This window comes from Flavobacterium circumlabens, assembly GCF_004345565.1.
GTDB lineage: Bacteria > Bacteroidota > Bacteroidia > Flavobacteriales > Flavobacteriaceae > Flavobacterium > Flavobacterium circumlabens.
In genome coordinates this window covers 103,621-120,501 of sequence record NZ_SLWA01000004.1, presented here as the reverse complement: position 1 = coordinate 120,501, position 16,881 = coordinate 103,621, and the positions used below count along the sequence as shown (strand labels likewise).

Sequence of the window (16,881 nt, the reverse complement as noted above, 5' to 3'; positions counted from 1 at the left end):
TCTAGTTTTTTAGTTTTGAAAAAATCATGTCAGGGCTTATTTTATGGGACTTTAAAACAAAAACAAACAATAAAACATAATTAATTTTTAGTAATAATGCAGAATAAAGGACTTATTAAATTTTTCGCAATTCTATTTGCATTGGTAAGTATTTACCAACTTTCGTTCACTTATGTGGCAAGCCATGTCAAAAGTGAGGCTAAGGCTTTTGCAGGAGATAATCCTGATAAAGAGCTAAAATATTTAGATTCTATTGGTAAAGAAAAAGTGGTGAATCTTGGATTTACGGATTTTACTTACAATGAAGTAAAAAACAAACAAATCAATAAAGGTCTTGACTTAGAAGGAGGAATCAACGTTATTCTTCAAATTTCTATTAAAGATGTTTTAAAAGGATTAGCTAATAATTCTAAAAACCCTGTTTTTAATAAATCTTTAGCTGATGCGACTGCAAATTTAGAAGGAAACAAAAGTTATTTAGATAAATTTTTTGAGGCTTTTGATGCAAATTCAAACGGTACAACAAAATTAGCATCACCTGAAATTTTTGCCAACAGAAACTTACAGGGTGAAGGTGGAATTGCTTTTGAAATGACTGATGCGCAATCGCAAAAAGTGATTAGAAAAAAAGTAGATGAGTCTATCGAAAGTGCTTACAAAGTACTTAGAGAGCGTATCGATAAATTTGGTGTTACTCAACCAAACATCCAAAAATTAGGTGCCACAGGAAGAATCTTAGTGGAGCTTCCAGGTGCAAAAGATGTAGATAGAATTAAAAAATTATTAGGTGGAAAAGCTCAGTTAGAGTTCTGGGAAACTTATAAAATAGAAGAAATCGGAAACTTTTTAGTAGCTGCAAACGAAGCACTGAAAAAGACTGAAATCAAAAAAACAGAAACTAAAACAGTTGCTAAAGATTCATTGAATGCTTTATTGACTGATACTAAAGATTCAACTGAAGCTAAAAAAGGAAACAACCCGTTATTTGACAAAATTTTAGGTCAGGGTGGTGGACCGGTTTTAGGTTATTTCGCTCCAAAAGATACTGCAACTGTTAATGCATACTTCAAGAGACCTGAAATCAGAATTTTATTGGGTGCTGATCAGCATTATGCAAAATTTGTATGGAGTAAACCAACTACTATAAAAGATGCAAAAGCAAAAGATATTGAAGTAGTTGAATTATATGCTTTAAAAGGAAACAGAGATAATATCCCGGCTATGAACGGTGGTCTTGTAACTGATGCAAAAGATACCTTTGACCAAATGGGTAAACCGGCTGTTTCTATGCAAATGAACAGTCAGGGTGCTAAAGTTTGGGAAGAACTGACAGGAAGAGCTTTTTCTCAAAAAAGTTATATCGCTATTGTTTTAGATAATATTGTTTATTCTGCACCGGGTGTTACTAGTGGACCTATTGCAGGAGGAAGATCTGAAATCACAGGTTCTTTTGATGTAGCTGAAACTAAAGATTTAGCAAACGTATTGAATGCAGGTAAATTACCGGCTTCTGCAGATATTCTTCAATCAACAGTGGTTGGGCCATCTTTAGGTCAGGCTGCAATTGATGCAGGGACAATGTCATCTATAATTGGATTTTTATTAGTTTGTTTGTGGATGGTTTTCTATTATGGTAAAGCAGGTTGGTATGCTAACCTTGCCTTATTATTAAACTTACTTTTCTTATTTGGAATTATGGCAAGTTTTGGTTTTGTATTAACATTGCCAGGTATTGCAGGTATCGTATTAACATTAGGTACTGCAGTAGATGCTAACATTATTATATTTGAAAGAGCAAAAGAGGAATTACGTGAAGGTAAGTCATTGTCTGAAGCAGTAGCTACATCTTACGGATGGCACGGAGCAATGCGTTCTATCATTGATGCAAACGTTACGCACGTTTTAACCGGAGCGATCTTGTTTATTTTCGGAACAGGACCAATCAAAGGTTTTGCTTTAACATTATTGATTGGTATCGTAACTTCTATGTTTACGTCAATCTTTATTGCAAGAATTTTTATTGACAGAAATATTGCCGGAAAAGGTGATTTGACTTTCTCTACGAATATCACTAAAAACTGGTTTACTAATTTCCACTTTGATTTTATCAAAATCAAGAAATTTACTTATATCTTCTCTTCAATTGTAGTGGTAGTAAGTTTGATTTCTATCTTTTTCGTTAACGGATTAGATCAGGGTGTTGACTTTGTCGGAGGAAGAACTTTCCAGGTTAAATTTGAAAAACCAGTTGATGCAACTGTAGTTTCAGATGAATTATCTGCTGCTTTCGGAACGCCTGTAGAAGCTAAAATCTTAGGTGACGATGATCAGTTGAAAATTACGACTAAATACAAAATCAAAGAAGACGGAGTAGCAGTTGATGAAGAAGTAAATCAAATATTATACAAAGCGTTAGCGAAATATTATCCTAACACTTCTTATGATAAATTTACCAATACTTACGACGGTAAAAAAGTTGGAGTTCTTCAGGCTTCTAAAGTTGGAGCTTCTATCTCTGAAGATATCAAAACGAACTCTTACTGGGCAGTTTTGGGTGCTATGGCAGCGATTTTCTTATACTTAATGGTATCGTTCCGTAAATGGCAATATTCATTAGGTGCGATTGCAGCTGTTGCGCATGACGTGATCTTCGTATTAGGAATCTACTCTTTATGTTATAAATTCATGCCTTTCCACATGGAAATGGATCAGCACTTTATTGCTGCAATCCTTACCGTAATCGGTTACTCCATGAATGATACTGTAATTGTATTCGACAGAATCAGAGAGTTCATTATCGGAAACCGTAAAGGTAGTTTTGAAGATATTGTAAACGCTTCTATTAATACTACATTATCAAGAACATTGAATACTTCATTAATGATGATCATTGTATTATTGACAATGTTTATTTTCGGTGGAGAGTCAATCAGAGGATTTATCTTTGCCATGTTAGTAGGTATTGTTGTAGGTACTTATTCTTCGTTATTTATCGCTACACCGGTATTGGTTGACACGATTTCTAAAGATGATAAACATACTATCGAAGACAAGCATAACAAAGCTTAATTAGCTGTTTTATTATAAAAAAAAGATCCAACGAAAGTTGGATCTTTTTTTTGTGCTATATTTAATCCATAAAGAAAATGTATGGATAGAAGATTACTAGTAGGTTTAGTGTTTATTTTATGCCTGTTTAGAATGCATGGGCAGGAGGGGAAGAGCAATTTTTCAGTTGGGTTCAATTATGGTTTCGGAAGTGAATTCAATAATAGGAATTATACCTTTACCAATCATTTTTATAAAGCCCAATTGTATTACCGATTAAAGGAAACCAGCAATTTTCAATATGAAATTTTGGTTCAGCCGGAAATTAATTTTGGAACACATCAATTATTGAATTTCTATTTTGTTAAACCGGAAGAGCCTGACTATATAGAAAAGCGTGCTAAATATGTACAATTAAAAGACGTTCACGAATACGTATTAAACATTGGTTTTTTGATCAGAAAACCAATCAGTGAGCGTTTCTCTTTTTATGTTTTGGCAAGTGTAGGTCCGATGATCACGGATACCGAAACAGAACGTATGTCTGAGGGATTTGCTTTTGCGGATGTATTGGCAATTGGTTTTTCTGCTAAAGTCCAAAGATTTCAATTTGATATTCGTCCTTGTGTAAGACATGTTTCAAATGCGGGTTTGGGCAGTTCAAACGCAGGTTATAATACTAAAAATATAGAGTTTGGGATTTCTTATTCGTTATAAAAAAGCGTCCGGTATATTTGAAATACCGGACGCTTTTTTATTTTGATTTTATTTGAATTATGAAGTGGCTAAAGGGTTTCTTTTAGCTCTAATGATAAAGAAAAGACCAATTATAATAAACGGAATACTTAACCATTGTCCTGTTGAAAATATACCTAATTCATTTTCAAATCCGCCCTGGCTTTCTTTTACAAACTCGGTTCAATTATGGTTTCGGAAGTGAATTCAATAATAGGAATTATACCTTTACCAATCATTTTTATAAAGCCCAATTGTATTACCGATTAAAGGAAACCAGCAATTTTCAATATGAAATTTTGGTTCAGCCGGAAATTAATTTTGGAACACATCAATTATTGAATTTCTATTTTGTTAAACCGGAAGAGCCTGACTATATAGAAAAGCGTGCTAAATATGTACAATTAAAAGACGTTCACGAATACGTATTAAACATTGGTTTTTTGATCAGAAAACCAATCAGTGAGCGTTTCTCTTTTTATGTTTTGGCAAGTGTAGGTCCGATGATCACGGATACCGAAACAGAACGTATGTCTGAGGGATTTGCTTTTGCGGATGTATTGGCAATTGGTTTTTCTGCTAAAGTCCAAAGATTTCAATTTGATATTCGTCCTTGTGTAAGACATGTTTCAAATGCGGGTTTGGGCAGTTCAAACGCAGGTTATAATACTAAAAATATAGAGTTTGGGATTTCTTATTCGTTATAAAAAAGCGTCCGGTATATTTGAAATACCGGACGCTTTTTTATTTTGATTTTATTTGAATTATGAAGTGGCTAAAGGGTTTCTTTTAGCTCTAATGATAAAGAAAAGACCAATTATAATAAACGGAATACTTAACCATTGTCCTGTTGAAAATATACCTAATTCATTTTCAAATCCGCCCTGGCTTTCTTTTACAAACTCTACAACGAAACGAACTACAAATAAAAGGACCAGAAATAATCCAAATAAATATCCGGATCTAAGTCTTGCATTTGTTTTCCAGTATAAAAAGAATAAGATTGCAAATACAAAAATATAGCAAAATCCTTCATAAAGCTGCGTTGGATGTTTTGCCGGAACCTGTGCTAATAAATCAGCGAATTTAGGATCTGTAACAATAGCATTATAAGCTTCTTTTGGATTCGGAATGTTGGTAGCATTTACAGCTTCTGCTTTGCTGTATTTATCGTGAAGAAAACGAATTCCAAACGCCGAGGCAGTTTCATGTCCGATAATTTCAGAATTGAAAAAATTCCCTAAACGAACAAAAATGGCACCACTTGCAACCGGAATAACAACTCTGTCTAAAATCCATAATAAAGGACGTTTCAGGATCTTTTTGCTGTAATAATACATAGCAATGATAATGGCAATGGCAGCACCGTGACTGGCTAATCCCTGAAAGCCTGTAAATTCGAATTTTGGTTCAAATTTAAATGGCAAAAAGATTTCAAGTAAATGATTTCTGAAATATTCCCAATCGTAAAATAAAACATGACCTAAACGTGCGCCAATTAAAGTTGCTAAAACAGTCCATACAAATAAAGAATCTAATTTGTCGATGGGTTCATTTTCGCGTTCAAAAATCTTTTTCATTAAGTACCATCCTAATCCAAAAGCGATTACGAACATTAAACTGTAATAACGAATCATAAAAAATCCTAAATCGATTCCTTCTGAAGGATTCCAAATGATATTTAAGGCGTGTGTCATATGTTAAATTGTTTTTTGTTTGGTAAAAATAAATATTTAAAACAGAGTAAGTCTTTAAGAAAAGTTAATGTTTGTGCGAACATTTCTTTTCCGGAACAGGATCATAACCGGTTTTTCCCCAGGGATGACAACTCAAAATACGTTTTATTCCCAGATAACCTCCGTAAAATAATCCATGTATTTGCAATGCCTGAATCATATAACTTGAACACGTTGGTTCAAACCTGCAGCTTGCCGGTGTAAACGGCGAAATGGCAGTTTGATAAAAACGCACTAATAAAACAAATGGAGTGATTACTTTCATGGTTTATTAGAAATTGAATGTATTATAATGAAAAACTCGTACCTTCTTTTCCATCTTTCAACTGAATGCCCAGAGCAATCAACTGATCACGGATTTGATCAGAAAGAGCAAAGTTTTTATCCGCTCTCGCCTGATTTCTCATACCGATAAGCATGTTTACAACTCCTTCTAATTTATCATTATTATTGTCAGCGGCTTTCTCGTCGCTCAAGCCTAAAACATCAAAAACAAAAGCATTAATTGCGGTTGTAAATGTGTTTAAATCTTCAATTGAAATGGTTTCTTTTCCTTCTTTCAACAGATTGACATAACGAACAGCCTCGAACAACTGAGCGATTAAAATAGGAGTATTAAAATCGTCATTCATGGCGTCGTAGCACAACTTTTTCCATGATGTAATATCAATGGAGCTTGTTGTTCCTGCAGAAATTCCAGATAAAGCGTCAACGGCTTCCATCAGTCTTTTGTATCCTTTTTCTGCAGCTACAATTGCATCATCAGAAAAATCCAGAATACTTCTGTAATGTGCCTGTAGCATAAAGAAACGAGTTACAGAAGCAGAAAAAGCTTTGCTTAAGATATTGTTGTCTCCACTTAAAATTTCCCCCGGTAAAATATTATTTCCGGTTGATTTTGCCATTTTCTTACCGTTTAAAGTAAGCATATTGGCATGCATCCAGTAATTTACGGGAGACTGACCGGTACAAGCTTCATTTTGAGCGATTTCACATTCGTGGTGCGGGAATTTTAAATCCATTCCACCTCCGTGAATATCAAAATGATTGCCAAGGTATTTGGTACTCATCGCTGTACATTCAAGATGCCAGCCCGGAAAACCATCGCTCCATGGAGAAGGCCATCTCATGATATGTTGCGGTTCTGCCTTTTTCCAAAGCGCAAAATCCTGCGGGTTTCTTTTATCCGATTGCCCGTCAAGATCACGGGTATTGGCTAACATATCTTCGATATTTCGGCCGCTTAGGATTCCGTAATTGTTGGTTTCGTTATATTTTACAACATCAAAGTATACAGAACCATTGGCTTCGTAACCAATTCCCGTCTCAATGATTTTTTTAATGATTTCAATTTGTTCAATAATATGCCCGGTTGCAGTTGGTTCAATGCTGGGTGGTAAAAAGTTGAAAGCTTTCAGGATATCATGAAAATCTACCGTGTAACGCTGTACCACCTCCATAGGTTCTAACTGTTCTAAGCGTGCTTTTTTGGCAATTTTATCTTCACCTTCATCGACATCATCTACAATATGTCCAACATCAGTAATGTTTCTTACGTAACGCACTTTATAATCCAGATGTAAAAAATATCTGAATATCACATCAAAAGACATGAAAGTCCTGACGTTTCCTAAATGTACATTACTATAAACTGTTGGTCCGCAAACATACATTCCAACATTTCCTTCATGAATAGGGTTGAAACTTTCTTTTTCACCCGAAAGCGAATTGTATATTTTTAAATGTTGACTCGTGTATAAAGGCATATTTAGTTTATTGATGTTTTTTAGGAGCTAAATCCTGCTATCCGCTGTATCTTTGATGGTGAACCCCACCATCAAAGGATGCCGCTACTATCAGGGCTAGACCATAAATATAATAGAAATATTGTTTAAAACTAGAACTGAGTTTCTAATTTAATATAATCTAAAAACTCTCTTCTGGTTTGAGGATCTTTAAATTTTCCGCCAAATTCAGACGTTACGGTACTGCTTTCGATATCTTTAATTCCTCTTGAATTAACGCAAAGGTGTTTGGCATCGATCACGCAGGCAACATCTTCCGTACCAAGCGCTTTCTGTAATTCCTGAACAATTTGCATGGTAAGACGTTCCTGAACCTGAGGTCTTTTGGCATAATATTCGACAATACGGTTCATTTTAGATAAACCAATCACTCTTCCGCTGGAAATGTAAGCTACGTGGGCTCTTCCTATAATTGGTAATAAATGATGCTCACAGGTAGAGTAAAGCGTAATGTTTTTTTCTACTAACATTTCGCCGTACTTGTAATTATTGTCAAAAGTAGAAGCTTTTGGCTTTTTTGAAGGATTAAGACCACCAAAAATCTCCTTTACAAACATTTTAGCTACTCGGTTTGGAGTACCTTTTAGGCTGTCGTCTGTCAAATCCATTCCCAGGGTTTGCAGGATGTTTTCAACATCTTTTTTTATTTTTTCTATTTTTTCATCATCAGTTAGATCAAATGCATCCTGCCTCACAGGGTTTTGTGCATTGCTGCTAAAATGATTGTCTCCTATTTCGTCTAAAAAATCTTCGTTATTTATCATTAAAAACTACTATTATAGTGGGTATATCTTTTTAAGGCGGTAAAGATAATTAATAAAAAGCAAACCTTTTCTATCGTTATTACTATTTAGTGGTTAGTTTTTGGATATAATTTAAAATAAAAGCAAATCGATATTTTTTAAAATAAAAAAGGCAATAACATCAACATGTTATTGCCTTTTTGGCTGTTTTATTTCAGGTTATTTCTTATTATAAACCAGCAGTGCTTCTTTTAAAACATTTACGGCGCTTATTAAATCTTTTTTATTTAAAACATAGGCAATTCGAACCTGATTTAGACCCATTCCCGGAGTGGAATAAAATCCTGCTGCGGGAGCGACCATTACAGTTTCTCCGTTCAGGTCATAACTTTCTAAAAGCCATTGTGCAAATTGATCCGCATCATCAATTGGTAATTGCGCAATGCAATAAAAAGCACCTTTTGGTTTGGTTACGATGACACCTTCAATTTTATTTAATTCGGTAATCAAAGTATCACGACGGCTTTTGTATTCTGAAATAACTTCATCAAAATAACTCTGAGGTGTATCTATCGCTGCTTCACAGGCAATTTGTTCAATAGTAGGAGGGCTCAGTCGTGCCTGTGCAAATTTCATAACCGTTGACAAAACATCTCTGTTTTTCGTTACCAGACAACCAATTCTTGCGCCACACATACTGTAACGTTTAGAAACAGAATCGACCATGATTACATTTTGTTGTACCTCTTCTAAATTCATGACAGAATAATGAACATCATCTTTATCATAAAGGAATTCACGGTAAACTTCATCAGCAATTAAATACAAATCGTGCTTTTTGATCAGACCTGCTAATTGCTTAATTTCAGCTTCTGTATATAAATAACCCGTTGGATTGCCGGGATTACAAATTAAAATAGCTTTGGTTTTAGGTGTAATTAATTTCTCTACCTCTTCAATGCTTGGTAACGCAAATCCATTTTCGATAGAAGAAATTACAGGAATAACCGTTGCGCTTGTCGATGATGCAAATGCATGATAATTGGCATAAAAAGGTTCAGGAATAATGATTTCATCTCCCGGATCTGTTATTGTGGCCAAGGCAAACAACAAGGCTTCAGAACCACCTGTAGTGATTATGATATCTTCCGGGTTGACATTTACATTCTGGCGTTGGTAAAACTGAGCTAATTTTTTTCTATAACTCTCATATCCGGCAGAAGGGCTGTATTCTATAATAGTTAAATCAATATTTTTTACCGCCTCGATGGCCACCTCGGGTGTCTTGATATCCGGTTGACCAATGTTTAAATGATACACCTTGTGTCCTTTTTGTTTTGCAATATCTGCAAAAGGAGCAAGTTTGCGTATCGGTGATTCGGGCATGTTTGTGCCTTTTAGTGAAATTGTTGGCATGTGCTTTAGTATTGAAGTGCAAATTTGCATTTTTTTTTCGAATTTAGCGTAAACAATAAGTGGACTTATTAAAATGTAACAATTATCAATATTTTTATTAATTTTATGGTAAAAAATTATCAATGAAAAAATATATTGTATTGTTTTTTGGACTTTTAACACCTTTTGTGCTTAATGCGCAAAATGATTTTTTGATGGACAGCCATCATTCAAAAGTTACTATTCCCTTTAAATTGATAAACAATCTTATTTTTATTCCTATAAAAGTGAATGGGGTTGAGTTAAATTTCCTACTGGATTCCGGGGTCGAAGAAACAATTTTGTTCAGTATGGAAGAGAAGCAGGAAGTCAGCTTTAATAATATTGAGAAAATAAAGCTCAGAGGACTGGGAAGTGAGGAAGAAATTGAAGGACTGAAATCAACAAATAATATATTAGAAACCCATGGTTTAAAATCAACAAACCATTTAGTTTATATCATTCTGGATCAGAATTTTAATTTGTCTTCCCATATCGGGATTCCTGTCAATGGAATTATTGGCTACAAATTTTTTAAAAATAATTTAGTCGAAATCAATTATCAGAAGAAGAAAATTATCGTACACTCCAATAACGAAAAGGTGAGGGACAGGCTTCAGAAAAAATTCAAATCTATCCCGATAACCATAGAAAAATCAAAGCCCTATATTCAAGCAAAAGCGGTTGTAGTGGATCAGGATGTGACTGCTAAATTACTGATTGACATTGGTAATAGTGATGCATTCTGGATTTTTGAAAATGATAAAATAAGATTGCCCAAAAAGAATTTCCCCGATTTTTTAGGAAAAGGTTTTAGCGGGGACATTGAAGGACATCGGGCTAAAATTCCAAAATTTTCGATAGCTGACTTTGATTTCAAAAACTCTATTGTTGCTTTTCCTGATTCGACATCGATTCGAAATGTAAAAATGGTTCCGGGTCGAATAGGTTCTGTGGGAGGAGAAATTTTGAAAAGATTTACAGTAGTTTTAGATTATGCAGATCAGAAATTATATCTGAAAAAAAACAGCAAATTTTCAGAACCGTTTACTTATAATAAAAGCGGAATCACCGTTCAGCATAATGGTTTGCAATGGGTACAGGAAACGGTTCATCTACAGACTGTACAAGTGGCTACGTCTATGTCGGATGTCAATGAAACTTTAAGTAAAAATGATAATTTCAGATATAAATTTTTATTAAAGCCAGTCTATGAAATCGTAAATATCCGGAAGTTTTCTGCTGCTGAAAAATGTGGTCTGATGAAAGGCGATATTATAGTAAGCATCAATAAAGTAGTTCCATACAAATTTACCCTGCAACAAATCAATGCCCTTTTAAAATCAGAAGATGATATCTGGATTAATTTAGAAGTAGAAAGAAATAGCTTAATCTTAAAATTCAGATTTAAGCTTGAGGATGAATTATAATTTTTTAATGTTGTAATAAATCTGTTGTTGGCTGAAATAACATTAAATTAGTCTTATTTTTAATGATATATTTAAATGTAATTAAAATTAATAAGAAAAATACTCTTTTTATTTGAAAGACCCCGCTATTTCCTTATGTTTACAGAAAAATAATACTCTATGGTAAAAAGCTACATCAAATTCTTACAATTTATATTATTTTTTGTTTTTTCCTCATTATTATCCGGCAACATTCATGCACAATGTGCAGGTGATGATGGTGGACTTACAGTCTGTGATATTCCAAACCTTGCTAATAGATCCATTAATTTATATGCAGCATTGGGAGGAACGCCAACGGCTGGAGGAACTTGGTCAGATGATGATGAATCCGGAGGATTAGATGCAAATACAGGAGTTTTAAATGCGCATCTTATTCGCCAAAGCAAAACGTACCGCTATACGTATACAGTAAATGGTGCAGCAGGCTGTACCGATAATTCCTCAGTGGTAACAGTTACTATTGGTGGATATTCCGGTGTTGCCTCAAATTCTACGCAATGTAGTGCAAACATAACTTTTAATCTTTTCGAGGCTTTTAATGGACTCTTTTTAGGGCCACAGGATTATGGACAGTGGTATGATAACACTACCAATAAAAAAGTAGATCCCGTTATTAATATTTCTGAATTAGAAGGTGATTACGGATTTACCTACACGATACCTGCTATCGGTACTTGCCCTGAGGTATCTTCAACGGCAGTGATAACGGTTGTCAGGGCTCCAAAAGCAGGTGAAGATATAAATTTATCTTTGTGTGGATCAGATGGTTTGTCAGCTTACAAGAACTTTGATCTTAATAATTTACTGGCAGGCCAAGATCCGGGGGGAACCTGGAGAGACGGAAATCGTATCAGTACAGGAGAATTGACATTTGCCGGAGACCGCTTTGTTGATATTGAAAAAATATACGATAGATTTGGTGAAGGATATTATTATTTTGGCTATAAGGTTTTATCTCAAAAACCAATTTGTCCAGACGACGAAAAAGTAGCATGGATCAGACTCGAGAAAAAGCTTGATTTTACAGGGGCTACCGTTACAGTCAATAGTGATATCTGTGAAACCGAAATACCAACTGCAAACTATTCCGTTACCATTAAAAAAGGACCTGCAGCTATTCCTAATGGTGCCTATTATGTAACATTTCAGGTGTCAGGACTCAATGGAAGAACTGAAATTGCCTCAGCAAATTTTAATAATGGAACGCTTGTATTCCCAATAAATCCAAATTATTTTCAGGACGTCGGAACTTATAACGTAAATATTATAAGTATTTATAAAACAAATAGTTTGAAAATCTGTGCTAATATCATGGGTAATTTGTCGGATGACTTAATTATCTATCCATTGCCGGATTTGGATAACGCAAAAATTGCACAAACCACAACCTGCCAAAATCAGGGTGCACTGATACAAATTTCCGATGCAGTAAAAATTGGCGATGGAATCTATGACCTTACTTATAATTTATCAGGAGACAATCAGGCATCCGGACAAATAGCCAGAGTTACATTTATCGGAGGGAATGCAAGTTTTACGCTTCCGCCTAATTTAAGTCCTAATCCCGGGAATGCAGTAATAACGATTACGAATATTACCCATGTAATTTCTCAATGCTCTAATACCGCAAATGTGAGTGGTGCTATTGTAATAAAACATATACCTTATACAGCAGCTTTAAGAATGCAGATTAAGAATGTATGTTTTGAAGAACCTGTTACCGTTTCGCTTACGGGATTAGGGGCCTTAACCGATATCTCTCTATCTTATATTGTTTCCGATAACACAACATCTACACCGCTAACAATTAATTTGTTAGTTTCAGGAGGGAATGCCAGTTTTATAATTCCTTCCACTTCGGCTTCAAATCCTGGCTCTTATGCCGTTTATATTGTGAATTTAACGGATAATAAAAATGGATGTGGTGTTAATCTCAGCAATTTGTCGCATAGCTTTTTAATAAATGCGATCCCGGCTGCCCCATCCGCAGCACCTCAGTCTTTTTGTAAGGTTGATGACGCAACAATTGCCAACTTGCAGCCCAATGGAGCGCAATACAAATGGTATATTTCTGAAACGGCAACGACACCTCTTGATCCTGCATATGTTTTACAATCAGAGAATTATTATGTAAAAGAAACTTCTGCGGCTGGCTGTACATCCCCAGCCACGATGATTTCGGTTACCATAAATGATCCTGCTGCTCCCGAATTAAATTCAGAGGGATCAGGTTTTTGCGGACTGGATAATCCTACGATTTTAGATCTGACTAATCGCACCAATTCACCTGCTTCGGTAGTTTGGTATGATGCCGCAGCTAATGGAAACCTCTTGCCCTCAACCACACCTTTGGTTCAAAATGGAAGATATTACGGATTCGATTTTTCAGATGCAACCAATTGTATTTCAGAAAAAAGTATTGAAGTTGTTGTATCGTTAACGAATTGTGACGCTCCCGAAAATCTTTTTATCCCCGATGGGTTCTCTCCTAATGGAGATGGGGTAAATGACGTTTTCGTCATTCCGGATATCGACTTTTTGTATCCCGATTATGTACTTGAAATTTTCAACAGATATGGAAGCCGAATGTATAAAGGCTTTAAAGATAAACTGGGATGGGATGGAATAAATTATGAAACAAGCGGTATTAGTAATGGAGTAGCAGCTAACGGGGTTTATTTTTACGTTCTCCATTTTAATAAAGATAATAAGCCACCTAGGCAGGGGCGTCTTTATTTAAATAGATGATTCATTGTTGCCTTCTTTAATATGATTTTCAAATGAAAAAAATAATACTTTTTATAAGTCTTCTCTTTTATATAACCTCAGTTTCAGCGCAGCAGGATCCGGAATACACCCATTATATGTATAATATGAGTGTGGTCAATCCGGCATATGCGACAGGAACTCCTGCCATGCTGAATGTTGGAGGACTCTACAGAACCCAATGGGTTGGTGCTTATGGTGCTCCAAAAACGTTTACCTTTTTCGGACACACCGCCATAAGTGATAAGATAGAAGTTGGTTTGTCGTTAATTTCGGATGATATTGGTGATGGTGCCAAAAAAGAGAATAATTTTTATGCTGATTTTGCTTATGTCCTGAATTTAGGTGGAAAAAATAAACTTTCACTTGGACTAAAAGCCGGGTTTACATCCTTGCAGACCAATTTTAACGGATTTCGTTTTACTGATACGGAAACTGATCTTGCATTCGCTCAAAACATCAACGTGACCCGGCCCAATATTGGAATTGGTGCCTATTATTTCAGAAATAATTTCTACGCCGGATTGTCAGCTCCTAACATATTGAGTTCAAAACATATTGAGGAAAAATCAGGAATAAATGCCTATGGATCAGAAGAAATTCATACTTTTTTAACGGCCGGATATGTTTTTCAAATCAATGACAGGGTAAAATTAAAACCCGCATTTATGTCAAAATTTGTTAAAGGATCTCCAATAACTGTGGATCTAACGGCAAATGTTTTATACAACGGCAAATTTGAACTAGGGGCAGCTTACCGTTTAGATGATTCAGTAAGCGGGTTATTCAATATTAATATTACACCTTCACTCAGGGTAGGATATTCATACGATTATACCCTTTCAAATTTGGGGCAGTTTAATTCTGGTACACACGAAATTATGCTGCTCTTTGATTTAGATTTATTAGGAAAAGGATATGATAAATCACCAAGATTCTTCTAAAATGAAAAATATGAAAAAAATACTCGTTGTTATATTCGTATTTTTAATACAGTTTATAAACGCCCAGGATCAGGATTTGGTGAGAGCCAAACGATTTTTTGATAAAACATATTACAGTGAATCTATTATTTTATATGAGAAATTAGCAGAAGAAAAACCTTCACAAGAGGTCATTAAAAATCTGGCTGATTCTTATTATTATACAAATGATTTAATAAAAGCACAGCGATATTACAGACTTTTGGTTAAAAGTTATGATAAAGATTTAGACAGGGAATATTACTACAGATATGCACAAACCCTAAAGGCAAGTAATAGTTACGATGATGCCAATGGTGCATTGAAAGAATATTATGCAAAATCTGCCAATACGGAAGATCTTGTTTCTTTTGAAAAAGAGCTAAAAGAATTAGAAAATGTTTCGGCAATTGGTAATCGGTTTGAAATTAAAAACCTGGCTGTAAATACGCCTAACTCTGAATTTGGAGCAGTTAAGTACCGGGATAATCTGGTCTTTGCCGCAGTAAAACTAAAACCCGGATTGCTGGATAAAAAGTTTAAATGGGATAATGAGACGTATCTGAATTTGGTTAAAGTACCCTTGAAGAACATCAATTCGGCAGATTCAATAGTGCATTATTTCGCTAAGGAATTAAAAACCGGAATGCACGAATCCAATGCCGTTTTTACAAAAGACGGGAATACGATTTATTTTACACGTAATAATTCTAAAAACGGTAAGAAGAAAAAAAATGAACAGAAAATTTCCAATCTTCAAATTTTCAAAGCAGAATTAGTCGAGGGTAAATGGACAAATATAACATCACTGCCTTTTAATAGTGCAGACTATTCGGTAGAACATCCGGCTCTGAATGCCGATGAAAAAGTGCTGTATTTTTCTTCTGATATGCCCGGATCATTAGGCTCGTTTGATCTTTATTCCGTCAATATTAATAAAGGAGCATTTGACACGCCAAAAAACCTCGGACCCGCTATCAATACCAATAAAAGAGAACAGTTTCCTTTTGCTTCGCCGGACAATAAACTTTACTTTTCTTCAGACGGACATTTAGGATATGGTTCCCTCGATGTATTTGTTTCCGAAATTAACGGAAATGAATATTCAAAACCAGTCAATATTGGTTTGCCCTTAAATTCGAATTCAGATGATTTTTCATTTAATATTTCAGACAGCAAAGAAGGTTATTTTGCATCGAACAGAGAAGGAGGAAAGGGAAGTGACGATATTTATCAATTCAAAGAAACCAAAGAACTGATTGTAGAGGACTGCAAACAATTTATTACCGGTACGATTACAGATATTAGTACGAAAGGGGCTCTGGAGAATGCCATTGTAATGTTGCAGGATGCCGATAAAAAAACAATCAATACAAGTACTACTTCCGCAGATGGTAAATTTAGTTTTACGGTTGCCTGCGAAAGTTCCTTTACTGTTGTAGCGTTTAAGGAAAAGTATACGAATGAGTCCAGAGCCATATCTTCGGGCAAAACGAGAAATGCCGGCAACGATGCTTCGATGGCGCTTAAATCTTTGGATGCAATTCGATTAGAAGAGCAGCGTCTCGTGGAAGAGAAAAAAGAGAAAGAAGCCTTGGCAGTTATTGCTTTAAAAGAAGCAGAGAAAAAAGCAAAAGCAGATGAAATAGTGGCTTCTGAAATTAAGAAAAAAGAAAAAGTCGAGCAGATTTTAAAGCAGGAAAAAGATGTTGTAAAAGATAAGGACCGATTGATTATAAAGACCGATCCTATTTATTTTGATTACAATATGTGGTACATCCGAAAAGAATCTAAAGTGGTTTTAGGAAGGGTTGTTGCCCTGATGAAAAAATATCCGGGAATGGTTATCGAAATAGGATCGCATACAGATTCCAGAGGTAATGCGAAGTTTAATGAAAATTTATCCCAGAAAAGGGCTTCTTCAACCAGAGAATTTTTACTGGAATCAGGGATTGAGGCCAATAGGGTAATCGCAAAAGGCTACGGAGAATCAGTACCCATTATAAAATGTAAAACAGATGACTCCTGCACGGAAGAAGAACACGAACTGAACAGACGAAGCGAATTCGTAATTAAGAATTTGTAGATTTACGAATCGTACGTACTAAACAAACCCGACAGGTTTTCAAAACTTGTCGGGTTTGTTTTTTGAATAAATTGAAATTTTAATTTAGAAGCTT

The 16,881-nt window shown here is 35.0% G+C and carries 12 protein-coding genes and 1 pseudogene; 7 read left to right on the top strand and 6 right to left on the bottom strand.

From position 1 onward, the window contains the following. Positions 1–96 precede the first annotated feature (96 nt). Positions 97–3,069: a protein translocase subunit SecDF gene (gene secDF, locus EV142_RS11660; RefSeq protein WP_132035880.1), complete on the top strand. Its 2,973-nt coding sequence runs from the start codon at positions 97–99 to the stop codon at positions 3,067–3,069. An 81-nt stretch (positions 3,070–3,150) separates the two neighbouring features. Next, positions 3,151–3,765: an acyloxyacyl hydrolase gene (locus EV142_RS11655; RefSeq protein WP_132035878.1), complete on the top strand. Its 615-nt coding sequence runs from the start codon at positions 3,151–3,153 to the stop codon at positions 3,763–3,765. 57 nt (positions 3,766–3,822) lie between these two features. Here EV142_RS11655 and EV142_RS24390 read toward each other — a convergent pair. Continuing rightward, positions 3,823–3,963: pseudogene (locus EV142_RS24390) on the bottom strand (prolipoprotein diacylglyceryl transferase); the annotation flags it as partial. On the opposite strand from EV142_RS24390, the gene EV142_RS11645 reads away from it, so the two are divergent. After that, positions 3,909–4,490 carry an acyloxyacyl hydrolase gene (locus EV142_RS11645; protein ID WP_238698705.1) on the top strand — a complete coding sequence of 194 codons (582 nt, stop codon included), beginning with the start codon at positions 3,909–3,911 and terminating at the stop codon, positions 4,488–4,490. The pseudogene EV142_RS24390 and the gene EV142_RS11645 sit on opposite strands and share 55 nt — an antisense overlap. Before the next feature lie 57 nt (positions 4,491–4,547). On the opposite strand, the gene lgt is transcribed toward EV142_RS11645, so the two are convergent. The 5 genes from lgt to EV142_RS11620 form a co-directional block, all read right to left on the bottom strand. After that, positions 4,548–5,480 carry a prolipoprotein diacylglyceryl transferase gene (lgt, locus tag EV142_RS11640; RefSeq protein ID WP_132035870.1) on the bottom strand — a complete coding sequence of 311 codons (933 nt, stop codon included), beginning with the start codon at positions 5,478–5,480 and terminating at the stop codon, positions 4,548–4,550. A 64-nt stretch (positions 5,481–5,544) separates the two neighbouring features. After that, positions 5,545–5,784 (bottom strand): membrane protein insertion efficiency factor YidD, encoded by a 240-nt coding sequence (gene yidD, locus EV142_RS11635; RefSeq protein ID WP_132035867.1) that lies wholly within the window; start codon positions 5,782–5,784, stop codon positions 5,545–5,547. A 22-nt stretch (positions 5,785–5,806) separates the two neighbouring features. Beyond that, entirely contained in the window at positions 5,807–7,285 is a 1,479-nt protein-coding gene (gene cysS / locus EV142_RS11630) for a cysteine--tRNA ligase (protein ID WP_132035864.1), read from the bottom strand. 131 nt (positions 7,286–7,416) lie between these two features. Then, positions 7,417–8,088 (bottom strand): GTP cyclohydrolase I FolE, encoded by a 672-nt coding sequence (gene folE, locus EV142_RS11625; protein ID WP_132035861.1) that lies wholly within the window; start codon positions 8,086–8,088, stop codon positions 7,417–7,419. Positions 8,089–8,286: 198 nt separating this feature from the next. Further along, positions 8,287–9,483, bottom strand: a complete 1,197-nt coding sequence (locus EV142_RS11620; protein ID WP_132035858.1) for a pyridoxal phosphate-dependent aminotransferase — start codon at positions 9,481–9,483, stop codon at positions 8,287–8,289. A gap of 122 nt (positions 9,484–9,605) precedes the next feature. Here EV142_RS11620 and EV142_RS11615 point away from each other — a divergent pair, with 122 nt between their 5' ends. The 4 genes from EV142_RS11615 to EV142_RS11600 all read left to right on the top strand — a co-directional run bounded on the left by EV142_RS11615 (position 9,606) and on the right by EV142_RS11600 (position 16,787). Further along, positions 9,606–10,931: a PDZ domain-containing protein gene (locus tag EV142_RS11615; protein ID WP_132035855.1), complete on the top strand. Its 1,326-nt coding sequence runs from the start codon at positions 9,606–9,608 to the stop codon at positions 10,929–10,931. 159 nt (positions 10,932–11,090) lie between these two features. Further along, entirely contained in the window at positions 11,091–13,721 is a 2,631-nt protein-coding gene (locus EV142_RS11610; RefSeq protein ID WP_132035852.1) for a gliding motility-associated C-terminal domain-containing protein, read from the top strand. Between the two features lie 32 nt (positions 13,722–13,753). Next, a complete protein-coding gene (locus EV142_RS11605) occupies positions 13,754–14,683 on the top strand; it encodes a PorP/SprF family type IX secretion system membrane protein (protein ID WP_132035849.1) in 930 nt (309 codons plus the stop codon). 10 nt (positions 14,684–14,693) lie between these two features. Then, on the top strand, positions 14,694–16,787 hold the full coding sequence (locus EV142_RS11600; RefSeq protein WP_132035846.1) for an OmpA family protein: 2,094 nt from the start codon (positions 14,694–14,696) through the stop codon (positions 16,785–16,787). The last annotated feature ends 94 nt before the right edge of the window (positions 16,788–16,881 follow it).

Coding starts and splice junctions, on each gene's coding strand:
- secDF (WP_132035880.1), top strand. CDS start 97: ATGCAGAATAAAGGACTTATTAAATTTTTCGCAATTCTATTTGCATTG.
- EV142_RS11655 (WP_132035878.1), top strand. CDS start 3,151: ATGGATAGAAGATTACTAGTAGGTTTAGTGTTTATTTTATGCCTGTTT.
- lgt (WP_132035870.1), bottom strand. CDS start 5,480: ATGACACACGCCTTAAATATCATTTGGAATCCTTCAGAAGGAATCGAT.
- yidD (WP_132035867.1), bottom strand. CDS start 5,784: ATGAAAGTAATCACTCCATTTGTTTTATTAGTGCGTTTTTATCAAACT.
- cysS (WP_132035864.1), bottom strand. CDS start 7,285: ATGCCTTTATACACGAGTCAACATTTAAAAATATACAATTCGCTTTCG.
- folE (WP_132035861.1), bottom strand. CDS start 8,088: ATGATAAATAACGAAGATTTTTTAGACGAAATAGGAGACAATCATTTT.
- EV142_RS11620 (WP_132035858.1), bottom strand. CDS start 9,483: ATGCCAACAATTTCACTAAAAGGCACAAACATGCCCGAATCACCGATA.
- EV142_RS11615 (WP_132035855.1), top strand. CDS start 9,606: ATGAAAAAATATATTGTATTGTTTTTTGGACTTTTAACACCTTTTGTG.
- EV142_RS11610 (WP_132035852.1), top strand. CDS start 11,091: ATGGTAAAAAGCTACATCAAATTCTTACAATTTATATTATTTTTTGTT.
- EV142_RS11605 (WP_132035849.1), top strand. CDS start 13,754: ATGAAAAAAATAATACTTTTTATAAGTCTTCTCTTTTATATAACCTCA.
- EV142_RS11600 (WP_132035846.1), top strand. CDS start 14,694: ATGAAAAAAATACTCGTTGTTATATTCGTATTTTTAATACAGTTTATA.